The 22,869-nt window shown below is 72.1% G+C and carries 19 protein-coding genes and 1 pseudogene; 9 read left to right on the top strand and 11 right to left on the bottom strand.

The annotated features are described in order from the left end of the window. Positions 1-160: 160 nt before the first annotated feature. On the top strand, positions 161-1,366 hold the full coding sequence (locus ACIBN2_RS11960) for a DUF418 domain-containing protein (RefSeq protein WP_399134179.1): 1,206 nt from the start codon (positions 161-163) through the stop codon (positions 1,364-1,366). A 537-nt stretch (positions 1,367-1,903) separates the two neighbouring features. Here ACIBN2_RS11960 and ACIBN2_RS11965 read toward each other — a convergent pair. Together ACIBN2_RS11965 and ACIBN2_RS11970 are read right to left on the bottom strand one after the other, a co-directional pair. Beyond that, a complete protein-coding gene (locus ACIBN2_RS11965; protein WP_399134180.1) occupies positions 1,904-2,323 on the bottom strand; it encodes an ester cyclase in 420 nt (139 codons plus the stop codon). 378 nt (positions 2,324-2,701) lie between these two features. Further along, positions 2,702-4,234, bottom strand: a complete 1,533-nt coding sequence (locus tag ACIBN2_RS11970) for an MFS transporter (RefSeq protein ID WP_399134181.1) — start codon at positions 4,232-4,234, stop codon at positions 2,702-2,704. 654 nt (positions 4,235-4,888) lie between these two features. On the opposite strand from ACIBN2_RS11970, the gene ACIBN2_RS11975 reads away from it, so the two are divergent. The 3 genes from ACIBN2_RS11975 (at position 4,889) to ACIBN2_RS11985 (ending at position 9,701) form a co-directional block, all read left to right on the top strand. After that, the gene (locus ACIBN2_RS11975) at positions 4,889-6,247 is read left to right on the top strand and encodes a DUF1254 domain-containing protein (RefSeq protein ID WP_399134182.1); all 1,359 of its coding nucleotides are present in this window, start codon (positions 4,889-4,891) and stop codon (positions 6,245-6,247) included. After that, positions 6,220-7,932, top strand: coding sequence for a SulP family inorganic anion transporter (locus ACIBN2_RS11980; RefSeq protein WP_399134183.1), 1,713 nt, complete (start codon positions 6,220-6,222; stop codon positions 7,930-7,932). Before ACIBN2_RS11975 ends, ACIBN2_RS11980 begins: the two co-directional genes overlap by 28 nt. Positions 7,933-8,165: 233 nt before the next feature. Then, positions 8,166-9,701, top strand: coding sequence for a DUF1254 domain-containing protein (locus tag ACIBN2_RS11985; RefSeq protein WP_399134184.1), 1,536 nt, complete (start codon positions 8,166-8,168; stop codon positions 9,699-9,701). 118 nt (positions 9,702-9,819) lie between these two features. On the opposite strand, the gene ACIBN2_RS11990 is transcribed toward ACIBN2_RS11985, so the two are convergent. The 4 genes from ACIBN2_RS11990 to ACIBN2_RS12005 form a co-directional block, all read right to left on the bottom strand. Further along, positions 9,820-10,116, bottom strand: a complete 297-nt coding sequence (locus ACIBN2_RS11990; RefSeq protein WP_399134185.1) for a hypothetical protein — start codon at positions 10,114-10,116, stop codon at positions 9,820-9,822. 263 nt (positions 10,117-10,379) lie between these two features. Beyond that, positions 10,380-10,868, bottom strand: a complete 489-nt coding sequence (locus tag ACIBN2_RS11995; protein ID WP_399134186.1) for a hypothetical protein — start codon at positions 10,866-10,868, stop codon at positions 10,380-10,382. 250 nt (positions 10,869-11,118) lie between these two features. Then, entirely contained in the window at positions 11,119-11,790 is a 672-nt protein-coding gene (locus tag ACIBN2_RS12000; RefSeq protein ID WP_399134187.1) for a hypothetical protein, read from the bottom strand. Positions 11,791-12,300: 510 nt separating this feature from the next. Beyond that, positions 12,301-12,987, bottom strand: coding sequence for an ANTAR domain-containing protein (locus ACIBN2_RS12005; protein ID WP_399134188.1), 687 nt, complete (start codon positions 12,985-12,987; stop codon positions 12,301-12,303). A gap of 280 nt (positions 12,988-13,267) precedes the next feature. On the opposite strand from ACIBN2_RS12005, the gene ACIBN2_RS12010 reads away from it, so the two are divergent. Further along, entirely contained in the window at positions 13,268-13,621 is a 354-nt protein-coding gene (locus ACIBN2_RS12010) for an STAS domain-containing protein (RefSeq protein WP_399134189.1), read from the top strand. After that, entirely contained in the window at positions 13,618-14,577 is a 960-nt protein-coding gene (locus ACIBN2_RS12015) for an anti-sigma factor RsbA family regulatory protein (protein WP_399134190.1), read from the top strand. The genes ACIBN2_RS12010 and ACIBN2_RS12015 overlap by 4 nt, the downstream gene beginning before the upstream one ends. 37 nt (positions 14,578-14,614) lie before the next feature. Here the strand turns inward: ACIBN2_RS12015 and ACIBN2_RS12020 are convergent, their stop codons facing one another. Both ACIBN2_RS12020 and ACIBN2_RS12025 read right to left on the bottom strand, forming a co-directional pair. Next, positions 14,615-16,036, bottom strand: coding sequence for a GAF domain-containing protein (locus tag ACIBN2_RS12020; protein ID WP_399134191.1), 1,422 nt, complete (start codon positions 16,034-16,036; stop codon positions 14,615-14,617). Positions 16,037-16,055: 19 nt separating this feature from the next. After that, on the bottom strand, positions 16,056-17,096 hold the full coding sequence (locus ACIBN2_RS12025) for a rod shape-determining protein (protein WP_399134192.1): 1,041 nt from the start codon (positions 17,094-17,096) through the stop codon (positions 16,056-16,058). 275 nt (positions 17,097-17,371) lie between these two features. Between ACIBN2_RS12025 and ACIBN2_RS12030 the strand changes: the two are divergent. After that, positions 17,372-17,749: pseudogene (locus tag ACIBN2_RS12030) on the top strand (peptidase S8); the annotation flags it as partial. Continuing rightward, positions 17,737-17,925: a hypothetical protein gene (locus tag ACIBN2_RS12035; RefSeq protein WP_399134645.1), complete on the top strand. Its 189-nt coding sequence runs from the start codon at positions 17,737-17,739 to the stop codon at positions 17,923-17,925. The pseudogene ACIBN2_RS12030 and the gene ACIBN2_RS12035, both read left to right, overlap by 13 nt. Here the strand turns inward: ACIBN2_RS12035 and ACIBN2_RS12040 are convergent. The 3 genes from ACIBN2_RS12040 to ACIBN2_RS12050 all read right to left on the bottom strand — a co-directional run bounded on the left by ACIBN2_RS12040 (position 17,900) and on the right by ACIBN2_RS12050 (position 21,823). After that, positions 17,900-19,270, bottom strand: a complete 1,371-nt coding sequence (locus tag ACIBN2_RS12040) for a carboxyl transferase domain-containing protein (RefSeq protein WP_399134193.1) — start codon at positions 19,268-19,270, stop codon at positions 17,900-17,902. The two genes, ACIBN2_RS12035 and ACIBN2_RS12040, sit on opposite strands and share 26 nt — an antisense overlap. Next, complete coding sequence (locus tag ACIBN2_RS12045) at positions 19,263-20,708, bottom strand: acyl-CoA synthetase (protein WP_399134195.1); 1,446 nt, start codon at positions 20,706-20,708, stop codon at positions 19,263-19,265. The genes ACIBN2_RS12040 and ACIBN2_RS12045 overlap by 8 nt, the downstream gene beginning before the upstream one ends. 71 nt (positions 20,709-20,779) lie before the next feature. Further along, the gene (locus ACIBN2_RS12050) at positions 20,780-21,823 is read right to left on the bottom strand and encodes a MerR family transcriptional regulator (RefSeq protein WP_399134631.1); all 1,044 of its coding nucleotides are present in this window, start codon (positions 21,821-21,823) and stop codon (positions 20,780-20,782) included. A 167-nt stretch (positions 21,824-21,990) separates the two neighbouring features. Between ACIBN2_RS12050 and ACIBN2_RS12055 the strand changes: the two genes are divergently transcribed. Next, a complete protein-coding gene (locus tag ACIBN2_RS12055) occupies positions 21,991-22,860 on the top strand; it encodes a RimK family alpha-L-glutamate ligase (protein WP_399134196.1) in 870 nt (289 codons plus the stop codon). Positions 22,861-22,869 lie beyond the last annotated feature (9 nt).

Below are 22,869 nucleotides of genomic sequence, written 5' to 3' on the forward strand. Positions count from 1 at the left end.
TCCAACCCATGCCGCCTCGACCCTAAAGGCCCCAAGAGTCCCCGCGGCCCGACGAGCGGCAGCTCCAGCCACACGGCGGGGTATCTCCCTCCAGTCGGCAGGGACACCCCAGCCTTCTGCCGGATACTCCATGATCGGCTCGGTCTCCAGCCTGAGTGGCATGACACATCACCCGGACTCCCCGCTGCTCCCGGCCGACGCAGCCTCCCCCACACGCGAGCGCGGTGAGTCCTCGACGGGCGGGGCAGGCGTGGGCCGACTGGTCGGGCTGGACCTGGCCCGCGGCCTGGCCGTCTTCGGTATGTACGCGGTCCATGTGGGCCCCGCCCCGAGCCAAGGCGGTGTCATCGGCTTCCTGATGGAGCTGGCGCAAGGCCGCTCCTCCGCCCTGTTCGCCGTCCTGGCCGGCTTCGCGGTCGCCCTCATCACCGGGCGCCGCACACCGAAGACCGGCCTGGCCGGCCGCCAGGCCGTCGCCAAGGTCGTCATCCGGGCCGTGATCCTGATAGCCCTGGGCACTGCCCTGACCATGACCGGCACCCCGGTCGTGCCGATCCTCGCCTTCTACGGACTGTTCTTCCTGCTCGTGCTTCCGCTGTACCGGCTGGGTGCCAAGCCGCTGGCGCTGATCGCCACGGGCTGGGCCCTGGTGGGCCCGCAGCTGCTCTACGCGCTGAAGCCGGTGGTCGGCGACCGCGCATTCCCCACCGTCGGCCACGCCGACGGCATCGTCTCGCTGCTCTTCACCGGCGGCTACCCGGCCCTGACCTGGGTCCCGTTCGTCATCGCCGGCATGGCTGTCGCCCGCTGCGACCTGGCCGCCACCGCCGTACGCATACGCCTCGCCCTCACCGGCGTCGCCCTCGCCGTCACCGGCTACGGCGGCTCCTGGCTGGCACTGCGTCTCGTGCCCGGCGCCGCGGAAGCCCTCGGGGAAGCCGCAGGGGGGCCGGCCATGTCGTCCATGTCGTCGCCCGGCAGCGACGGCATCTTCGGCAACACGCCCGCCGGGATGCTGGTCGCCTCCCCGCACAGCGAGGCGACCCTGTCCATCGTGGGCAACACCGGTGTGGCGATCCTGGTGCTGACCGTGTGCCTGGCCGCCATGGACGCCTTCCCCCGGCTGCGCCGCTTGGCCAAGCCCGTCGTCGCGGTCGGCTCGATGTCACTGACGGCGTACGTCTACCACATCGTCGCCATCTGGCTCCTGGACACCGAGGAAGCGACCGTCCAGCCGCTGTACATCCTGCTCGGCTTCATCGCGTCCGTCACCGTTCTCGCCACCATCTGGTCCCGCTTTGTCCAGCGGGGGCCGCTCGAATGGCTGATGGGCCGGGCGACCGGGATCGCCCGGCGCATTCAATGAGACGCATCCGAAGAAGAGCGACCTCGCCAACCGCGCCCCGTGTCCTTGTCCCTCCAGGACGCAGTCGGGACGTGTTCGGGACACAAGGACAGGAACAGACTGGCAAGAGCTGAGAAGCTCCGCCCATGCTCGCCCATTCTGGCCGGCGAACGCGGGCACGTCAGCGGCGTCTTGGTCCCTGTCCGGCCCCTCAGCGCGCGGCTCCGACAACGCGCCCGGCGGATTCTCTCCGCTGTGCAGGAGCTCACGCCCCAACACCTCACGAGGAACGTTCCGCAGTTCAAAAGCCCACATAGGTGGGGCGGGTGGGACTCGAACGGCTGAAGCCGACCCCAGACGCGGTGTGCGCAGCGCGGCTCCGGCCGGCCACGTCCCGCGCGGAGATCCGGCACACGAGTCCCGGTACGGCAGTGAGGCGGACCGGTGACGGCGGTGTGAGGCGGAGGTGGCAAGGGCGGGCCGAAGCCCCCGTCGCTCCCGGTCGTGGCCCCTCGGCGAACGCTGCGACGGTCGGGGCTGAATCCGGTCAGCCCTGCGCTACTGGGTCAGACCCAGCTGGCTCATGATGGCGCCGGTGTCCAGATAGGCGCGACCCTCCTTGATCTTGTTGTCCTTGACCTCGTAGATGTCGCACGCGTGCACCGTGACGTGACGCCCCGTGGCGGGCACGGTGCCCGCGTGCAGGACCAGGTCTCCGGTCTGGGTCCCGCTGCCCGTGTACTCGACGACGACCGTGTCCCCCTGTGACGTGAGGTGATCGAGGGTGAACTTGCCGTCGGGCATCGCGTCGAACATGGCTTTGGCGAGCTGGGTGAAGCCCTCCGGACCCTGCAGGGTCCTTCCGCTGCCCTCCTCGACGAGGGTGCAGTCCGGAGCGACGGACCCGGCGATGGAGTCGTAGTCCCGGTCGTTCCAGGCCCGGAAGAGATCGCGGACGAACGTCTCGTTGTCAGTCATGGGAACCTCCACTCGGGAACATCCCCCTTCCTTCCATGCTGACCCGCCGCGTCCGACCGTGCATCCCCTGCAGGACGGCCGGTTGTGCTGTCAGGGGAGGCTGCGGACGGCGAACGTCAGGTCCTCGGCGAAGTCCGTCTCGGCGTAGGCCTCGATGCAGTCCGGAGCTCCCCTGAGGCCGACCAACATGCCCTGGTGCCAGAACTCATGACACTCCGACAAAGACCGGAAGAACCGCGCGGTTGAAGCTGGTGTCGGCCTCGGTCTTGAGTACCAGCGCTGGGAGCACCTCGCGGTCCGTCCCCTCGCGCCGAAGCTCGGCTCGCTCCAACGGCCCTGCCGGGTCTTTCGCCTGACGCCTGGTGACCCGGACCGCTCCTACGGTGCCGTCCCCGTCCGGCGGGGCATGAGCACGTACGCCGCCACGGCCAGGGCGAGCGGCAGGAGGCTCACGACCAGCATGGTGAGCCGCAGGCCGTTGGTGAAGTCCAGCCCGAGGTCCAGTCCGGACTGCCGGAGCAGGTTCGGGTCGTATCCGGCGGAGCCCGGACTGTGCGCCAGCGCGCTTCGCGTCGCGTCCACGGCCTGATCGGCCTCGGACACCGACATGCCGCGTGCGTCGGCGTCGTTGAGCCACTGCCGCTGGAAGAAGAGGTTGAGGAGCAGGAGGTAGACGGCGGGGCCGAGCGCGTAACCGGTCATCCCGAACGCCGGCTGGACGGACGCGGTGGCGCCGGACTTGCCGGGCGGGGCGTGCGAAAGGATGGTCTCGGCCACCGCGGAGGAGGTCACCAGCGATCCGAGGTTGGTGAGCCAGGTGGCCAGAACGACGATCCACAGAGCCATCGTGGGCGTGGCGGTGGCCGCCATCAGCAGCCCGCCCGCGACCATCACCAGCAGGCCCGTGATGAGGACCGGCCGGGGCGTGTACTTCCCGATCAGGCGCCCGGCGAGGATGACGGCGCCTGCGATCGCCAGTGTGCCGGGCAGGAACAGCAGGCCGATCGTGCGCGGGGGCAGCGCGAGGATCACACTGCCGAACTGCCCGAGGGCGAAACTGAAGCCCGCGACAAGGAAGTTGAGCGTCAGGCTGGCCAGCGCGGCCACGGCGAACGGACCGCTGCGGAACAGCGACAGATCCAGGACCGGTTCCGGTGTACGGCGTTCACGGAGCACGAACAGCACCCCGGCGACCGCACTGATCACCAGCGGCAGCCAGGCTTGGAGCTGGGAGATGCCGTTCTCCGCCTCGGCGACGCCGTGGACGAGGGTCAGCAGGGCGACGCCGACCAGGCTGACGCCGACCGCATCGACTCTGCGGCGCTTCAGGACGGGGGGCTCGGTGACGTAGCGGGCTGTCAGACCGAGCGCGATCAGCGACAGCAGGGGGGCCAGTAGGAACAGCCACCGCCAGCCGACGGCCTCCACCACCCAGCCCCCGATCGCGGGGGTCACCCCGCACAGCACCATGTCGATGGCCATGAAGATGCCGATGGCCGCCGGCCGCATCTCCGGTGGCACCGAAACCTTGAGCAGGGCCATCGACACGCCCAGGATCGCGGCCAGCGCCAGGCCGTCGAGGAGGCGCGTCACCAGCAAGAACGTATAGCCGAGGGAGATCGCGGAGAGCAGGTTGACGACGATGTCGCCGACCAGCCCCAGCATCAGCAGCCGCCTGAGCCCGAAGGCGTCCCCGAGACTTCCCACAGCGAGCACGGCAGCGGCCACGACCAGCGTCGCCGCGCCTCCCAGGAACCCGACGACGTCGGCCGGCACGTGGAGCGCCCGGCTGACCTGCGGCATGTTCAGGCTGAGGACCAGCGGGTCGACGGCCGTGATCGTGAAAGCGAGGGCGAGTCCCGAGATGATCGGGAGGATCGCGACAACGGATCGCGGCTCCGCGGTCGACACAGCAACACCTCCCGCACTCCGGGCGGCCGGCGACCGCCCGCCGACCGTAACCGGGCCACCGTTTCCAGCCCGTCCTGCCCGGTCCGACGCACACGGCTCGACACCTGTTCGGGTCAGGAGGATCAGGCGTACGTGACCAGGAGCGCCGGCCCGCCGTCTTCGACGAAGGCGAGGGCCTACTGGGCCATGAGCGACGGGATGGCCCGGGTGCTGACCGCCACCTCCCCCTGCCCGACGCGGCGCACTCTGGGACCGGTGCCGGCGCACCCGGGGAGAGCGGGAGGGCGAGATCGCCGCGCCGGCCGATGCGAAACGGGGACGGTCGCGGAACTGGCGACGCAGCAGAAAGAGTTCGACCGGGCCGAGGAAGCCCGGATCACCACAAGGACCCGCTTCCGCTGCCCCGTCCGCCGACGCCGACGGCCGCGAAGCTGTTGGACAGATCCGGCCGCAATGACGTGCTGTTGCCGGGCTGTGGCTGCGGTGATCTACTCGAAACAGGCCCAACTCGCATGAACGGTCTGCTTCGTATCCGATGCGGTACGGCGAGTGATCGTGGCCACCCCCACGGAGAGCCAGAGGTGCCTCGTCGGCGACCCGGCCCCGAGGGCGGCCGTATCGCGTGCCGCTGAGTCACAGAAGAGGAGCGTGCTGATGGCCTCCGCAGGTACGAGCCCCGCGCCGCAATCGGTCGGCGACTGGCGTCGCGAATACGCCTACACACTGGGGGAGCAGGCCTTCGTCTACGGCTTCCCCTACATCTACAACGCCCGGCTGCGCCACGGGTGGGTGACCGAGCCGGCCGACCCCAAGATGAGGATGCACTCCGCCGTCGACCACTTCTGGCATGCCCGGACGCTCTTCGACGCCTCCGACCAGGAAGGTCTGGCGCCCAACAACGACACCCTCTACTCGTGCGCCTGGGTCGACCTGAGCACGGAGCCCGTCATCCTCTCGCACCCGGAGATGGGCGACCGCTACTTCACCTTCGAGCTCGTCGGCATCACCTCGGACAACTACGACTACGTCGGCCGGCGTGCCACGGGGCCGCACGCCGGCGACTTCGCTCTGCTGGGTCCGGGATGGGAGGGTGAGCTCCCCGCGGGAGTGCGTCGTACGGCGACCGCCCCCAGCCCGTGGATCCTGGTGCTCGGCCGCACCCTGGTCGACGGCGAGCACGACCTGCCCGCCGTCCACGCCCTGCAGGACCAGTACCGGCTGACGCCGCTCCACCTGTTCGGACAGCAGGGCGCCACCGTCCCGGAGCGCCGCGACGTGCTGGTGCCGGTCGATCCGGAGCGGGATCCGCTCGCGACGTGGAAGACGCTGAACGCGATGCTGGCCGAGAACCCTCCTCCGGAGCGCCATGAGATCCTGCTCCGGCAGTTCGCGGAGATCGGCGTGGGCGCCGGTCTCGACGTGCAGGCGCAGCCCGAATCCGTCCGGCAGGGCCTGATCGCCGCCGCCACTGCCGGTCTGCCCATGCTCCAGGAGCAACTGCTCAGCGGAGACTGGGCCAAACTCATCAACGGCTGGCGTTACCCGCCGCGGGAGATGGGGCATTTCGGCGACGACTTCGTCAAGCGGGCCGCGGAGCAGGCCCTGTTCGGTGTCGCCGCGAATGATCTGGAGGAGACGGAGTACCTCGTCGCCTTCGACGACGCGGAGGGTGAAAAGCTGTCGACGGGCCGTTATGAGATGCGCTTCGAGGCCGGGGCGCTGCCCCCCGTCGACGCCTTCTGGTCCCTGACGGCCTACGACGAGGCCAGGAACCTGATCTCCAACCCGATCGACCGCTACTCCATCGGAGACCGCACCCGCGGACTGGTCACCGAGCCGGACGGCGGCCTGACCCTCCATCTGCAGCCCGACTCACCGGGCTCCGACCGGGAGAACAACTGGTTGCCCACACCGCAGGAGGGCATCTGGTTCGTCGCGCTGCGCATGTACCTCCCACGCCCCGAAGTCATCGACGCGCGCTGGCAGTGCCCGCCGATCAGCCGCGTCCGCTGACCGGCCGACGCCTCTTCGCCGCCTTGCCGGTGGCCGAGTGGGCACGCGGCTACCGGCGGCAGTTGCTGCGCGGTGACGTCCTGGCCGGGCTGACGGTGTGGGCGTTGATCGTGCCGGAGTCGGTGGCGTACGCGGAGATCGCCGGAGTCCCTCCGCAGAACGCCTTCTACGCTGCTCCGATCGCTCTCGTGGGCTACGCACTGCTGGGAGGTTCGCGCTTTCTGATCGTGGGGGCGACGTCGGCCGCGGCCGTGCTGTCGGCGTCCACCGTCAGTGGTGTCAGCAGTGATCCGGGCGCCGCCGTCGGGCTGTCGGCGGCGCTGGCGGTGATCGTGGGCGCAGTGCTGGTGGCAGCCGGAGCGGCCCGGCTGGGGTTCCTGACCAACTTTCTGGCGGAGCCCGCCCTGGTCGGCTTCCTCTTCGGCATGGCGTTGACGATCATGGTGCGGCAGACGGGGAAGATCCTCGGTGTCTCCAGCGGGGAGGGCGACTTCTTCCAGCGCCTGGCGAAGCTGCTGAGTCAGGCGGGCGACTGGTCGTGGACCACGATCACCGTCGGCGTGGCCGCAGTGGTCTCGCTGCTGCTGCTGGAGAGCGTCCTGCCGCGACTTCCGGCCTCGCTGATCGTGCTGGCCGCCGGCCTGATCCTCTCCCAGGCCCTGAACCTGCACGCTCACGGCGTGGAGACAGTGGGCAGGATCCCGGCGGCCGTGCCGGTCCCTCACCTGCCCGGTGTCACATCAGCCGACTGGGCCGAGCTCGCCGGCGGCTCCCTCGGGGTGGCGCTGGTCGTCTTCGCCGAGTCCTACAGCATCGCCGGCCGTTTCGCGCGCCTCCACGGCGACGAGGTGAAGGCCGACCGCGAGATGGTCGCGGTGGGCGCGGTCAACCTCGCGGTGGGCTTCTTCCGCGGCTTCGCGGTCTCCGGCAGCGCGTCGCGCAGCGCCGCCGCCGAGGGTGCGGGCGGCCGCAGCCCGATGGTCTCCCTGGTCGCGGCAGCGCTGGTGCTGTTCACCGGGGCCTTCCTGACCTCGTTGTTCACCCCGCTGCCCGAGGCGGTGCTCGGGGCGATCGTGATCGTGGCCGTGAAGGGTTTCCTGCGCGTCGGGGAACTGCGCCGCTACGCCACGCACGACCGGCCCAGCCTCTGGATCGCCCTGACCGCCCTGGTCGGTGTTCTGGCCTTCGATCTGCTGCCCGGGCTGGTGATCGCCGTACTGATGTCACTGCTGCTGTTCATCGCCTATTCCAGCACCCCGCGGGTGGCGGTCCTGGGGCTGCTGCCCGGCACCGGCGTGTGGGGCGACCTGCAGGAGCACCCACGAGCCGTGGCAGCACCGGGAATCCTCGTGGCCCGGCCGGACGGGGCGCTCTTCTTCGGCAACGTCAATCGCGTCCGCACGGCCGTGAAGGAGCTGGCGGCGGCATCCGACGGCCCGCCCCGCGCCGTCGTGGTGGACCTGACGGCGAGCTACCGGCTCGGCCTGCCCGTCCTGGACACCCTGGCGGACCTCGCCGCCGACCTCGACCATCAGGGAGTCGAGCTCCATCTGGCCCGCGTCCGGGCCGGCCCCACACGCTCACTGTCCCGGCACCCCCTGCACGCGACCCTCAGCCCGGATCGCCTCCACCCGACGGTGACCGACGCCGTGAACGCACTGGGCGACGGATGGGGACCGTCGTGACCTGCGATCCCGGTTGCCGGGACACGGACGCGGTGATCTACTCGAAAGGTAGGTGCGTGTTGGAGCACCCGGCCCGGTAACCCCACGAAGCATGGCGCAGAACGTCGCCGCGTGGCGCACCGGGAGGAGCCGGGACGCGTCGTCGACGCTCGCCGGCTTCCCCAGTTCGCATGCTGAGTTCACGTGGTGGCTGCAAGCCGTGCTGTTCAGCCTCAGGAGAGGAACGCGGTGCGATGGCATCCTCAGGCAACAGCAACCATCCCCGGCGACACCTGCGCCACGATCTCGCCACGGCGGCAGCCGGCATCGGCCAAGCGGCAGCCGCCACCGGAAAGGCCACAGCGGCGGCCGTACGTCACCCGGGGGACACCATTGACCGCGCCCGGAAGGTGACGCGGGCCCTGCCCCTTGCATGGCATTCGGTGAAGCCGGCACTGACCGGCCGGGTGGACGACTGGCGCCGCGAGTACGCGTACACGCTGGGAGAGCAGGCCTTCATCTACGGCTTCCCCTACATCTACAACGCCGAGCTCCGGCACCGTTGGGTGACCCAGAAACCCGAGACGGAATCGACCCCGTACATGGCCGTCAACCACTTCTGGCATGCGAGCAGGCTCTGGGACGTCTCGGATCGGGAGGGCGTGTCCCCCAACATCGACACGCTGTACTCGTGGGCGTGGCTGGACCTGCGCGAGGAGCCCCTCATTCTCTCGCACCCGGACATGGGCGACCGCTACTTCACCTTCGAACTGGTCTCCTTCACCTCCGACAACTACGACTACGTGGGCATGCGGGCGACCGGATCGGAGGCCGGTGACTTCGCCCTCATCGGCCCGGACTGGAGTGGGGACCTTCCGGAGGGCGTGCGCCGCACGGCGAACGCCCCCACCCCGTGGGTCCTGGTGGTCGGGCGGACCCTCGTCGAGGGCGAGGACGACCTCCCGGCCGTCCACGCGCTGCAGCAGCAGTACCGGCTGACGCCGCTTCACCTGTTCGGCAAGGAGGGCGTCACGCTCCCGGAACGCCGCGACGTACCGGTACCGGTCGACCCCGCCAAGGATCCGCTCGGTCCGTGGAAGACGCTCAACGCGGCGCTGGCCGAGAATCCTCTGCCCAAGCACCACGATGTCCTGCTCCGGCAGTTCGCGGAGATCGGCATCGGCCCGGGGCTGGACGTCGAGGCACAGCCGGAGCCGGTGAAGGAGGGCCTGATCCGGGCCGCCGCCACCGCCGTGCCCATGCTCGAACAGCAGGTGCTCAGCGGCCAGTGGGGCGAGCTGATCAACGGCTGGCGCTACCCTCCCCCGCAGATTGGTCACTTCGGGGACGACTTCCTCAGGCGGGCCGGGGAGCAGTCCCTGGTGGGCATCGCCATCAACGATCCCGAGGAAGCGGTCTACCTGGCGGCCTTCACCGACGGCGCCGGTGAGACGCTGACCACCGGCCGCTACGAGCTGCGCTTCGAGGCGGGGACGCTGCCCCCGGTCGACGCGTTCTGGTCGCTGACCGCCTACGACGAGGACCGGAACCTGATCGCGAATCCGATCAACCGGTACTCCGTCGGCGACCGTACCCGGGGGCTGGTCAGGGACGACGGCGGGGGCTTGACCCTGTACCTGCAGCCGGACTCGCCAGGGCCCGAGCGGGAGTCCAACTGGCTGCCCACGCCGCAACAGGGCATCTGGTACGTCGCGCTGCGCATGTACTTCCCGCGCCCCGAGGTCATCGACGCCCGGTGGCATTGCCCGCCGATCAACCGCGTCGGTTGACGGAAGGCGGGCCATACGGTCTGGAAGGCTGCTGAAATCCTGGCTCCGGCCCCGGCTGGACAGGCGGTCAGCCCCTAGGCTGACCGCCTGTGTCGCCCGCGGATGTGCCGGACCTCGGCTAGAAGGCCTTGTTGTCGCAACCCATCTTCGAGCCGAGCTGCGTGTTCTGGGCGGCCGGGTCGCCCTCGCCGTTCAGGCCGTTGCCGAGCACGCCGTCGAGCAGCCCGACCGTGCCGAGGATGTCGATGTTCAGGTCGTGGGACCGGCAGGTGGTGCTCTGCTGGACGCTGAGCTGGCCGCCGGCGGCGACGCCGCCGCCCTGGCCCGTGCCGTCGGCGTGCGCGGTGCCGGCGGCCAGGATGCCGATGCTGCCGAGGGCGGCGAGCAGGACGGCGGCCTTGTGGAGCTTGTGCATGTCATCTCCGGTGAAGAGGTAGATGCGAGACGCGAAGGATCGACTCCTTACAGCCACCGGAGATTAGTGACAAACGGCCCAAATTATCCCAGGACGCGCCGGGCCACATCTTGTACGTCGGCAGGTTTCCCGGGGTGCAACACCCGTGTGCGGGCCGGGGTGCTCCTCAACGTGCCTGTCGGCGAACGGAGTTGGGTGAAAGCCGTGGTGCGGGCGGTCGTTGGGCGTGGTGCCGCACCCGGGTGGCCTGCGAGTGGGGTGAGTTACGCCGTTTCGCCACGCAGGCCGTCGCGTAGCCGCCGGAGATCGTCGGCATGGCGGCCCAGGCCGTTGAGGCGCAACCGGGCGGCCTCGGTGCGCGGGGTGGGGTGCAGCGTGAAGGCGAGGTTGAGGGACTCGCGGAGCATCCAGAGGTCGAAGGCCAGCAGACGGGCCGCGTGGGCCTGGACCGCCACCAGGTCCGGCTCGGTGAGGTGCAGGTCCTGAAGGCGGGCGCGCAGGCGGTGCAGGGCAATGCTCTGCAATCCGCAGGAGCGGGCCGTCTGGCGGGAGACCGGGCCCGGTTCGCCGCAGGCCGCCACCGCCGCGTCGGCCGGCGCCTGGGCGCTCACCGCTTCGTCCAGGACCGAGAGCAGGCCGTGCAGCTGGGCCGGGCGCGAGGGGCGGGCCGGGGCGGGGTGGTGATGCAGGCGCGCGAGAGTCCGCATGGCACGGTGCCACGGGACGGTGCCCGGGGGCGGGCGTCTGCGCATGGCACCAGTGTGCGCCTCGACGGCCGGTCCCCGGCAGTCCCCGGTGCGCGGCCGGTCTCCCGGCGGTCTCGGGTGGTCTCCGGTGTGCCTCGTCGGTCAGGGGTGGGCCCTGAAGGTGCTGCTTCCGCGCGCCGAAGAGCAGGGGGATCAGCAGGTCCGGTTCGCATGGACGTTGACGATCGGGAAGGTGCCGGCCGCGTCGCCCGGGGCCCGGTAGACGCTTCCCGGCCCAGCGCGGCGAGCAGGGACGTCATCGCCCTGGTGGTCCGCGGAGGCTGTCCCTCTCCAGCGCCTCGTGCGTCGGCGCCTCGTGCGGGACCGCCGAGCGGATGACGCCCTCCAGCAGGCGGTCCAGCTGCTCCGGGGTCATCGCGCCGTGGCGCCGCAGGTCTGCGGCCTCCACGCCGTACCGGTCCATCAAGGCCCGTACCGGATCCGGCTGTTCGGACCGGCGCTCCAACGTCCGCAGGGCGGGCAGCAGTACGCGTTCGAGGGCGTCGGCGGCCGGTGCGGTGAAGAACGCCTCGCCTCCCTCGACACCGAAGAACTCCACCAGGCCGTGCAGGAATTCGACGCTGGGCACCTTCTTGCCGGCGCAGACCTGGCGGGCCCAGTACTCGGAGACGCCCAGGTGCTCGCGGACGTCGGCGGCGAGGTCCGACATCCGGCCGCCCGTGCGGGCCAGATGGGCGTCCGCGAGGGTTCTCAGGCGGGCGCGGACACGGTCGTTGACCTTGTCGGCCGGGGTGGCGCCGCCCGCCAGCAGGGTGCGCACGGTGCTTTCGGGCAGGGCCGTCCTGGCGGCCAGTTCGCGCGGGTCTAGCAGGTCCGACCGGGTCAGACCCTGCTCCTCGGCGAGTGTCCCGAGACGCCGAAGGGTCTCGGGGAGGTGCGTGGGCGGCTCCGCCATGTGCTTCGTCATGCGTTCCCTGAGCCCGGAGTCGAGAGCTGGGTGTGGCGTCTCGCAGCCTAGGGGTACTTTCGCCTCTCTCAACGATCGTTTATCGGCCAAAAAACGATCGTTGAACGGTCAGCGGGTTACAGGGGGCGGGCCGCAGGAGAAGAAGAGAGGGAGAGGCGCCTAGGGGGCGCCTCATCCCCGGGGAGTAGCGGACGGCGGGCCCGCTCCTGCTGCGGAGGCAGTGCAGATGCCTTCGTGGGCACGATGTGCCGGAGGGCCGCGCGGACCAGGCTGGTTCACATCAGCCAGCAGGCCGAGAGACCCGAGGAGGGCGTCATGAACCGCCAGATCCGCGTCCGCGTCATCCGCCGGCCCAGCTCGCCCCGCGACACCCCGATCGACCGCAGGACGCCTTCGGGACGGGTGCTGCCGTACTGATTCGGGGCGGGTGCCGCCCTACCGGACCGAAGGCTCCGTACTGGATCGAAGGCTCCGTACCGACCGGATAATTCCGCGCCGATGGTGCCGGGGTCAGCCCAGGCGGTGCGCGATCGCGGTGCGCAGGGCCAGGCGCAGTTCCTCGGGCGGATCCGCGCCGTCGCCGCCCGCGGCGGCCGTGACCGCCGCGGCGACCGTGTGCAGCTTGGTGTTGGAGAGCTGGGAGGCCTTGCGCAGGATGTACCACGCCTCGTCCGCGGTGCAGGAGTGGGTGGCCATCAGGACGCCGCGCGCCTGGTCCACGACCGGGCGGGAGACGATCGCCCGGCGCAGCTGCCGGACCTCCTCGCGCAGACAGTCCAGCTGCTCCTCGCGCTCCAGCGCCACCGCCGAGGCGGCGGGCGAGCCGGGTTCCGGGGCCGGCGAGGGCTCCGCGAGCTGCAGAGGGTCTGCGGTGTCCAGGCCGACGATTTCCAGGATGCGCCGCGGCTGGCCGGTCCAGTGCGCGGTGCGCACCGGTATCCGGTGCCGGTGGCCGTACGAGCCCAGAAGCCTCAGGAACTGCAGGCCCGCGGTGTCCATGAAGACGACCTTGCCCATCTCCATGTCGAGTCCGCCGGTGTCCTCCGGCAGCTCCTCCAGAGTCCTGGACAGAGTGTCGGCACATCCGTCGACGAGTTCCCCGCGCGGAGTGAGAACGGCCCGGTCCGCGTCCATGCGGCCGTCGATGACCAGGGTGTTCAGCCGCCTCGTGGGAGTCGTGTGCGTCACTGAGGTCATGTCCCCGCCTAGATGGTCCCCGACTGCGTACTTCGCATTCCTCACATGTGAGACGTCGCGTGTCCTGCCGCCGCCGGCCTCCGGCCGGGGAGCCACCTCGGAACCAAGCTCCGCGGGGGCCCGGCGATGCTTCCCCTTGCGGTGCCCCGGTCCTCGCCCGGCAAACCTGGACCCGGGAATGCCGGACGCGCCCCGGCGCACGGGAATGCCGGCCGCGCCCCCGGGTACATGGGCCGTACATGGACCGACGTCCGGGAAGCCGGCTGGACAGGGGGACGCCGTGGACATCCGGCACCAGGCAGTGGTCGGCGCCGCCCGGCCGGAGCGCGGGCTGAGCGTGGCCCCGCTGCGCGAACGGACCGGGCTGAAACTGTCCGGGGAAGTGAGCCTCGCGACGCGCGCCGACTGGGAGCGCGCGCTGGAGCGGGCCCTGCGTGAGGGTGGCCGGATGTACCGTCTGGAGCTGTCCGCCGTGACCTTCGTCGACGTGGCGGGCGCGGGAGCGCTGGCGGCGGCGGCCCAGACGCTTCAGGACGGCAGGAGACTCGTGCTGCACGAACCACCGCACACCCTGTGCCGGCTGCTGGACCTGTTCTGGCCGGATCTGCGAACGATCGAGGTGATGACGTCATGAGCGCGACCGAGACCGGCGCCGGGCCGCTCACCGACGTCGACCCGTTCGCGCACCCGGCCCTCTTCTACGCCGACGAGCACGAGTACCTCGCGGGCACGCTCCCTTTCGTAAGGGACGCGCTCGCCGTCGGCGGGCCCGTCGCGGTGGCCGTGCCCACGGAGAACCTCGAACTGATCCGGGACGGCCTGGGCGCGGACGCCGGCGCCGTACGGTTCGTGGACATGCGGGAGGCCGGTCGCAACCCCGGCCGGATCATCCCCGGTGTGCTGCGCGCCTTCGCCGACGCCCAGCCGCCCGGCACCCGCGTCAGCATCGTCGGCGAGCCGATCTGGGCCGGCCGAGGGCCCGCCGAGTACCCCGCCTGCGTCCAGCACGAGGCGCTGATCAACGACGCCTTCCGCGGCCGCACCGCCACCATCCTGTGCCCGTACGACACCCGGCGGCTGGCCCCGCGCGTCATCGCCGACGCGCACGCCACGCACCCCACCGTGGTGCGGGCCGGGTCCGGGCGCGAGGAGGCCAGCGGAGCCTACGCCCCCGAGGACGTCGTGGCCCGCTACAACCAGCCGCTGCCGCCCGCCGCGGACATGCCGGCCTTCTGCTTCGAGGAGGGCTCCCTCAGCGAGGCCCGGCACTTCGCTGTCGGCGAGGGCGGGCGGCTCGGGCTGACGTCCCCCCGGCTGGAGGACCTGGCGCTGGTCGTCGCCGAACTGGCCACCAACAGCGTGGTGCACGGCGGCGGTTCGGGCACGCTCGCGGTGTGGGCCGAGGACGGGCACCTGGTGTGCGAGGTGCGCGACAAGGGCCACCTCGCCGATCCGCTGGCCGGCCGCCGGCCCGCCTCGCGCGAGCAGCGCGGCGGCCGCGGGCTGCTCATGGTCAACCTCGTCGCGGACCTCGTCCGCGTGCACACCGGGCCCGGCGGCACCACGATCCGCTGCTGGTTCGCCCGCTGACTACCCGCGTCCGCCGTTCAGGGCCGTTCACGGCCGGTCACAGCGGGGCCTGCCACGTCACCGTCGTGCCCGTGCCCCCGTCCTCCACGTCTCCGCCCTCCACGTCTCCGTCGTCGCGCGCAGTCAGCCGTACGGCGTCGCGGCCGTCCGGCAGTCCGGCCGTCACGTCCACGGTGACCTCGATACGGGAGACGCCGGAGCGGCGGGAGGCGGTGGCGAGGGCGCGGCGCAGGACGGTGAGGAGGCGGGCCGCGACCTGGTCCGGGACCCGGCTGTCGACGGGGCCGGTGAACCGCGTGGACGGCTGGAAGCCGAGCAGGGCCGCCGCGCCGGCCGTCTCCCGGAGCACCTTGCCGCGGAAGGTGGCCGGCGCGTCGGCGGGCGGCTGCTGAAGGGCGAAGATCGCCGTACGGACCTCCTGGACGGTCGACCGGAGTTCGTCGACGGCCCGGGCGAGGGTCCGCCGGACGTCGCCGCCGGGGCCCTTGCGCTGGGTGGACTCCAGCATCATGCCGGTGGCGAACAGCCGCTGGACGACGAGGTCGTGCAGGTCGCGGGCGATGCGGTCGCGGTCCTCGTAGACGGCGAGACGCTCGCGGCTGTGCTGTGCGTCGGCGAGGACGAGGGCGACGGCGGCCTGGCAGGCGAACTGGCAGGCCAGCAGCCGCTCGACGGCGGAGTACGGCCGGTCGCCGCGGCGGCGGGGCAGGGCGAGGGTGCCGATGAGCCGCCCGTCCGCCTGGAGCGGCAGCATCATGCTGGGCCCGAACCGGTGCCGCACATGCGTGGTCATACGGGGGTCGGTCGCCGAGTCGTCGATGAACACCGGTTCTCCGCCCAGGAGTTGTTCGAGCACCGGGCTGCCGGGCTGGATGGTGGCGCCCACGATGTCGCCGGGGTCCTCGTACGTCGACGCGGTCACGATCTCCATGCCGCCCTCGGCGGTGCGCTGAAGGATCACGCCGGCCGCCGCGTCGGCGAGGATCCGGGCGCGTTCGGCGACGGTCATCAGCGCGTCGGCGGCGCTCTCGCCGGTGAGCAGGGCGGTGGTGACGGCCGCGGCGCCCTCGATCCATCGCTCGCGCTGCCGGGCGGCCTCGTAGAGGCGGGCGTTGCCGATCGCGATGCCGGCCTGGGTGGCGAGGACGTGCAGCAGTTGCTCGTCCTCGGCCGTGAAGGGCGCGGCGTGCCGCTTACCGGCGAGGTGCAGGTCGCCGAAGTGCTCGTCCTGGACGCGGATCGGCACGCGCAGGGTTTCGGGGCAGCGTGGCACGGCCCCAGGGGTGCAGATGCCGGTGAGCCCGTCCCGGCCGGGGTCGACGGTGTCGAGCGCCGCGTGGCGGGCGCCGGTCAGTTCGGCCGCGCTGTCCACGATGTGCTGGAGGGTGGTGCGCAGTTCGAGGTCGGTACCGACGCTGAGGACGGCTTCGAGCAGGGGCGGGAGGCGGGTGCCGGCCATGACGTGCCGCTTCCGGAGCTCACTTGGCGGCGATCGGCTGGAGCGTCAGCGGCTCGATCTTGCCCTCCACCATGTAGCCCAGACCCTGGACGGCACAGATGTCGGGCCGTTCGGCGATGTGCACGGGCAGCTTGGTGGCCTGGCGGAGCATCTGGTCCAGGCCCGGCAGCAGCGCACTGCCGCCCACCATCGTGATCCCGCTGTCGACGAGGTCGGCGACCAGGTCGGGCGGGCAGCCGCGCAGCACCCGGCCGATGCCGTCGAGCACGGCGGTCAGCGGGGTCTCGATCGCGTCGCGCACGGCGGCGGTGTCGACCCGCACACTGCGGGCGAGCCCGGTGGCGACGTCCCGCCCGTGGATCTCGGTGGACTCCGGCCCCTGGCGGGTGAGCCCGTTGCCGGACAGCGCGATCTGCAGCGGCCGTACGGACTGGCTCGGCAGCATCAACTCGTGCTCGTGGCGCAGGTGCTGGACGATCGCGTGGTCGACGGCCTCGCCGCCGACGGGAATGCGCTCGGCGGTCACGATCGAGCCGAGCGAGAGCACGGCGACCTGGGTGGCCGCCGCTCCGCACACCATGATCATGGTGGCCTCGGGCTGCTCCACGGGCAGTCCGCACCCCACCGCGGCCGCGATGAGCGTGTCCACGAGCTCGACGCGGCGCGCGCCGAGCCCGACGAGTGTCTCGACCGCGGCCCGCCGGGCCAGCGGGTCGGCGTCGTGCGGGGTGCAGGCCGCGGCCCGCAGGAAGGGCTTGCGGCGCAGGGTGCGGCGCATCTTGTCGCCGAGCAGCTGCCGCAGCATGCGCTGCGCCATCTCGATGTCGACGACGGTGCCGCCGGAGACCGGGCGGACGACGCGGATGTAGTCCGGGGTGCGGCCCTTCATCTTCTCGGCGAACTCGCCCACGGCGATGAGGGCGCCGGTACGGGTGTTCACGGCGGCGGCGGACGGCTGGTCGACGACGAGGCCGGAACCCTTGACGTAGACGCGGGTCCGGGCCGCCCCCAGGTCGACGGCGAAATGGCAGCGGCGCAGCTGCTCCAGACTGGCGGTCATACGAGGTCCTCCCGAGAGCACAGACCGTGGAGACCGCCGGGCGGCGGGTCTCATAGGCATCGTGCGGCTGCGGGGGTGGGGTGCGCCTTTTATGGGGGGCCGGGCGGGGGTGCCGCTGAATGGGGGTTTTGCGGCTTATGTACCGATGTAAATCCCAGATAAGCCTGCCTGGGCGGCTATAAGGAGCGGGCTGCCTCCAGGAGGGGCGGCGGTGAGCTCCGCGACCGTGGAACCGATCAGCACGCCCGCGGGTGCGGTTCCGTCGGGGAGCCCAGGGCGCGCAGCAGGCAGTCCGAGATCTCGGGCACGGGAAGAAGACGGTGTCCGTCGAACGCCCCCCGGTGCGCGACCGGCGCGGTGCGGACGCAGAGCGTGAACGGCGAGATCACCGTCGTGCCGGACGAGGCACGTCCCGATCTGCGGGCCCACACCGTTGACCAACGGCTGTTCGACGTAGGTGAGTTGATGTGTCAGGGGCTCACCGACAGCAAGACCGGCGAGCTGCCGCTGATCTCGCGGACAAGGGCCGCGGGTTCTGGCGGGCGTTCACGCGGCAGGACGGGGTCAAGGGGCTGTGGCTCGACGGGCGCGTCACCGCCGACATGGCCGAGAGTGACGCGCAGATCGGGACGCAGGCCGCGTGGGACGCCGGACGCTCCAGGTGTCGTACGACGACGGTGCGTCGTGGCGGGCGGTGCCGCTCACCGGCGGCCGCGGCACGCTGACCGTGCCGCGCGACGCCTCGTACATCTCCGTGCGGGCCGCGGCCACCGACGACCGCGGCGGCTCGGTGACGCAGGAGATCATCCGGGCGGTGGGGGTGCGGTAGCCCCCACGACGCCCCGGACGACGCCCAGCTCCACCAAGTCCTGTGGACGGATGCGGAGTTGGTCGGCGGTCGATTCGGCCCGGGTGGGCGGTCGCTTCAGGATGGCGGCCGCCATCTCCGGGGCGATGACGGAGAAGTAACTGTCCGGGGTGGCCCAGGTGCTGCCCTGCGCGGCCAGCGCCAGCGCGCCGCCCGAGCCGCCCTCGCCGATGACGAGCGTGGTGACCGGCGTACGGGCGGCCGCCACCGCGGCGAACGCCTCCGCGATCGCGGCGCCCGCGCCCTGCCGCTCCGCCTCCGCGTCGTTGGCCGCGCCCGGCGTGTCCACCAGGGTCAGCACCGGGATGCCGAGCCGGTCCGCGAGGCGGATCAGCCGGGCGGCGGTGCGGTATCCGGCGGGACGCGTCGCGGCCCCGGTCTGGGCGGCGTAGGCGACGGTACGGCCCTCGTGCGCGCCGAAACCGCAGAGCATGCCGTCCGGGTCGGTGCCGCCGCAGCGGTCGCCGCCGATGGCGGCGCGATGGGTGAAGTAGGCGTCCAGGTACGCCTGCGCGCGCGGGCGTCGGGGAGAGCGGGCGCGCCGGACCGCCTCCCAGCCGCTCCCGGGAAGGTCGCCGGTGCCGAGCGCCGTGGGCACGGGTGCCGCGGGCACGGGTGCCTCGCTCGCCGGTGAGGTCAGCAGGCGCAGCCACATGCCCAGCGTCTCCCGCAGTTCCGCCACGGGGACCACCGCGTCCGCCGACCCCGCCGCTACCTGCGCCTCGGCCGTGTACGCCGCCGGGTCCGCGTCCGGCGGCCGCACCCGGGAGCCCGCGAAGCCGACCTGGGCGCCGGGCAGCGCGAGGACCACGTCGGCGCCCGCGCCCAGGGTGGCCCAGCCGCCGCCGGTCGTCGGGTCCCGCAGCACGGCGATCTGCGCGAGCCCTGCCTCCCTGGTGAGCGCCGACTGCCGCGCCACCCGCTGGAGCTGGGTCAGCGCGAGCATGCCCTCCTGCATCCGGCTGCCGCCCGTGGCGACCAACGGGACGACCGGCAGCCGCTGTTCACGGGCGTGGGTGTACGCCGCCTCCAGCCGGTCGCCGGTGCGTTCGCCGAGCGAGCCGCCGAGGAAGCCGAACTCGAACGCGATGAGCACCGCCCGCGTGCCCGCGACGCTCGCGGTGCCGCATACCACGGACTCCTGCTCGCCGGTGCGTTCGGCGGCGCGGGCGCGCGAGGCGTCGTAGCCCTCCCAGGCGAGCGGCCCGTCGGGTCCGGAGTCCCTTGCCGGGTACGGGAGTTCGGCGAAGGTGGAGTCGTCCGCGACGAGCGCCAGGAACGCCCGGGCGGAGAGGCGCTCAGCCACGGGTCAGCGCCCGCTTCATGATCTTCCCCATGTCGTTGCGGGGCAGCGCCGCCAGGTGATGGACGACGCGCGGGCGCTTGTGCGGGGCGAGACGGCCGGCCACGTGGTCCGCCAGCTCCTCGGCACTCGGCGGGGCCTGGGGATCGGTCGGCACCACCCACGCCACGATCCGCTCACCGAGGTCCGCGTCCGGCTCCCCGGTGACGGCCGCCTCCCGCACCCCCGGATGCTCCAGCAGCGCGTTCTCGATCTCACCCGCCCCGATCTTGTAACCCCCGCTCTTGATCAGGTCGGTGGCCTTGCGGCCGACGATGCGGACGTAGCCGTCGGGATCACGTACCGCCATGTCGCCGGTGCGGAACCAGCCGTCCGCGGTGAAGGCCGCCTTCGTCGCGTCGGGCCGGTTCAGGTACCCGGTGAACAGGTTCGGGCCGCGCACCTGGATCTCGCCCACCGTCTCCGCGTCGTACGAGGTGATCGGCGACCCGTCCTCCTCCACGAGCCGCAGGTCGACGCCCGGCAGCGGTACGCCGACCGTTCCGGCACGAGCCTCGCCGTCCGCGCGCACGCTGGTGTTCATCAGGGTCTCGGTCATGCCGTACCGCTCGACGACCCGCCGTCCCGTCGCGGCTGTGATGCGCTCGTGGTCGTGCACCGGGAGGGCGGCGGAGCCGGAGACGAGCAGTCGGGCCCGGCCGAGCGCCTTGGCCAACTCCGGTTCCTGGGGCAGGGACTGGGCGATCCGGTGGTACATCGTGGGCACCCCGAACAGCATGGTCGCGCCGCCGTTCAGCTCGCGCGTCACGCCCTCGGTGGAGAACCGGCCCAGGTGCCGGACGGAGCCGCCGCGCCGGAGCGGGCCCAGGATGCCCAGCACCAGGCCGTGCACATGGAACAGCGGCAGCCCGTGCACGAGCACGTCGTCACCGGTCCACTGCCAGGCGTCGGCGAGCGCGTCCAGCGTCGTGGCGATCGCCCGGCGGGGGATGACGGCACCCTTGGGCGGGCCGGTGGTGCCGGAGGTGTAGACGATCAGGGCGGGGTCCTCGTCGGCGGCGGACGGGGCGGGGGCGGGGCTCGCGGTGCCGTGCACGTCCACCTCGATGCGCGGCAAGTCCCTTACGCCGTAGGGGAGTTCATCCGTCCCGGAAGCCAGCACCGCGGCCGGCGCGCTGTCGGACAGGATGTGCCCGAGCTCCTTCTCGCCCGACTTCGGGTTGAGGGGAACCGCGGCCACCCCGGCCCGCAGCGCCGCCACCACGGCCACGGCGGTCTCCAGCGTCGGGGTGGCCCAGACGGCGACCCGGCCCCCGAACGGGAGCCGGGCGGCCAGGGCGCCGGTCGCGGCGGCGAGCTCCGCGTACGTCAGGGTCCGGTCGCCGAACGTGAGGGCGACCTCCTCACTCGGGCTCTCCAGGGCGGCAAAGAGAGGGGACACGCGAAGCACTCCATCCATACGGGGCGGCAACGACACCTCCGTTCCTACACCAGCCGCCCCGCCGCCGACGATCAGGCGTCCGCCCGCACCACGTCCGCCACCACGCAGCTCACGTTGTCCGGACCGCCGGCCTCGTTCGCCGCGTCCACCAGAGCCTGTACGGCCACGTCCGGGGTCCCGGCGGCGAGCAGCTGCCGTATGCGGGCGTCGGGGAGCACGGCCGGCAGTCCGTCGGAGCACAGGAGGTAGCGGTCGCCGGGCGAAGCGTCCTGGAGGCGCAGGTCCGGGGCGGCGGTTCCCAGAGCCTTGAGGAGGAGCGAGCGCTGGGGGTGGGCCGTGGCCTCCTCCGGCGTCAGACGGCCCTCGTCGATCAGCGACTGGACCACGGTGTGGTCGTGGGTGATGCGGAACAGGGCCTGGTCGCGGAGCAGATAGACGCGGCTGTCGCCGATGTGGACCAGGGCCAGGCGTGAGCCCGTCCAGAGCAGGGCGGTCAGGGTCGTGCCGTTGTCGTCGGAGCCCTCCGTCGCGTCCCGGACCGCCTCCGTCGCGCCCCGCACGGCGTCCTCCAGGACGTTGAGGACATCGCCCGCGGGCAGCTCCTCCCCGTCCAGGAACCTCAGCGCCTCCACGGCCGCGCTGCTCGCGGGCGCGCCCGCCGGGCCGAACCCGTCGGCGACCGCGAGCAGCCGGGTGCCCGCGTACGCCGTGTCCTGGTTGGCGGGGCGGACCCGGCCCCGGTCCGAGTGGGCGCAATAACGCAGCTGAAGCATGGTGGTGTCCTTCCTCGGTTCGTCCAGCAGGTGATCCACGAGGAACGCGGCGAGGTCCCGCCGTTGCGCCGTCTCCGCCTCGACCCGCGACCAGTAGGCGCGGATCTCCCGCGCCGCGTCCGCCGGGCCGAGGGCGCAGACCTCACGGATACGGGCGAGCGGCATGCCCAGCCGCCGCAGCCAGGCCACCAGCCGGGCCCGCTCCAGCTGCTCCACCGCGTAGTAGCGGTAGCCGGAGTGCGGGTCGACCCGGGCCGGGCGCAGCAGCTCCAGCTCGTCGTACAGGCGCAGCGCCTTCGCCGACAGGCGGCTGGCCCGCGCGAAGGCACCGATCGTGAGCATGTCCGTCCGCACGCCGTGGGTCCTCTCCGTGTTCCTGCCGCCGATGCTGGGGCTTCACCGAGGGGGAAGGTCAATCCGGTTGGTTCGGTTGCGGGTGTGCCGGTTAGCCTGCGAAGCGATCCGCCGCCTCACGACGTACGGGATGACGTACGAGACTGGAGACCGCCGTGCCCCGTGTCGCACTCGCCACCTACGATCCCGGAGAGCGGCCCAGCAAGGACCGTGACCTTCCGGTGCTGGTGCGCGAGCTGCGGGCGGCCGGGGCCGACGCCGTCGGCGTTCCGTGGGACGACACCGGCACCGACTGGGGCGGGTTCGACCTCGTCGTCATCCGCTCGACCTGGGACTACAGCTGGCGGGCGGGCGAGTTCGTGGGGTGGGCGCAGAAGGTCGCCGCGGCCACCCGGCTCGCCAATCCGGCCGAGGTGGTGCGCTGGAACACCGACAAGCGCTATCTCGGGGATCTCGCCTCGGCCGGTGTGCCCGTCGTGCCCACCCGCTACCTCGCGCCCGGCGACGCCCCCGACCTGCCCGGCGACCACGAGTACGTCGTCAAGCCGGCCTCGGGCGCGGGCGCCCGGTACGCCGCGCGCTACACGCCGGCCGGCCACGACACGGCCGTACGGCACCTCGGGCGCATGCACGAGGAGGGGCTGACCGCGATGGTGCAGCCGTATCTGGCCGGCATCGACTTCAGCGGGGAGCGGGCGCTGCAGTTCTTCGGCGGCCGGTTCCTGCACGCCTCCCGCAAGGGCGCCGTGCTCGCGCCGGGCACGGCCTTCGACGCCGACAAGGTGGCCCACCCGGACCTGGTCCCGTGGAGCCCGACCCGGGACGAGCTCGCGGTCGCCGAGCGCGCCCTGGCCGCCGTACCGGAGGCCGCGGAGCTGCTGTACGCGCGCGTGGACATCGTGGACGGGGAGGACGGGCGGGCGATGCTGATGGAGCTGGAGCTCGTCGAGCCGAACCTGTTCCTCGATCTGCATCCCGGTTCGGTGGCCGCGGTCAGGGACGCGATCCTGGCGGCGGCGGGATAGCCGTACGGG

It is taken from the genome of Streptomyces sp. NPDC050534 (genome assembly GCF_044457745.1).
Classification (GTDB): domain Bacteria; phylum Actinomycetota; class Actinomycetes; order Streptomycetales; family Streptomycetaceae; genus Streptomyces.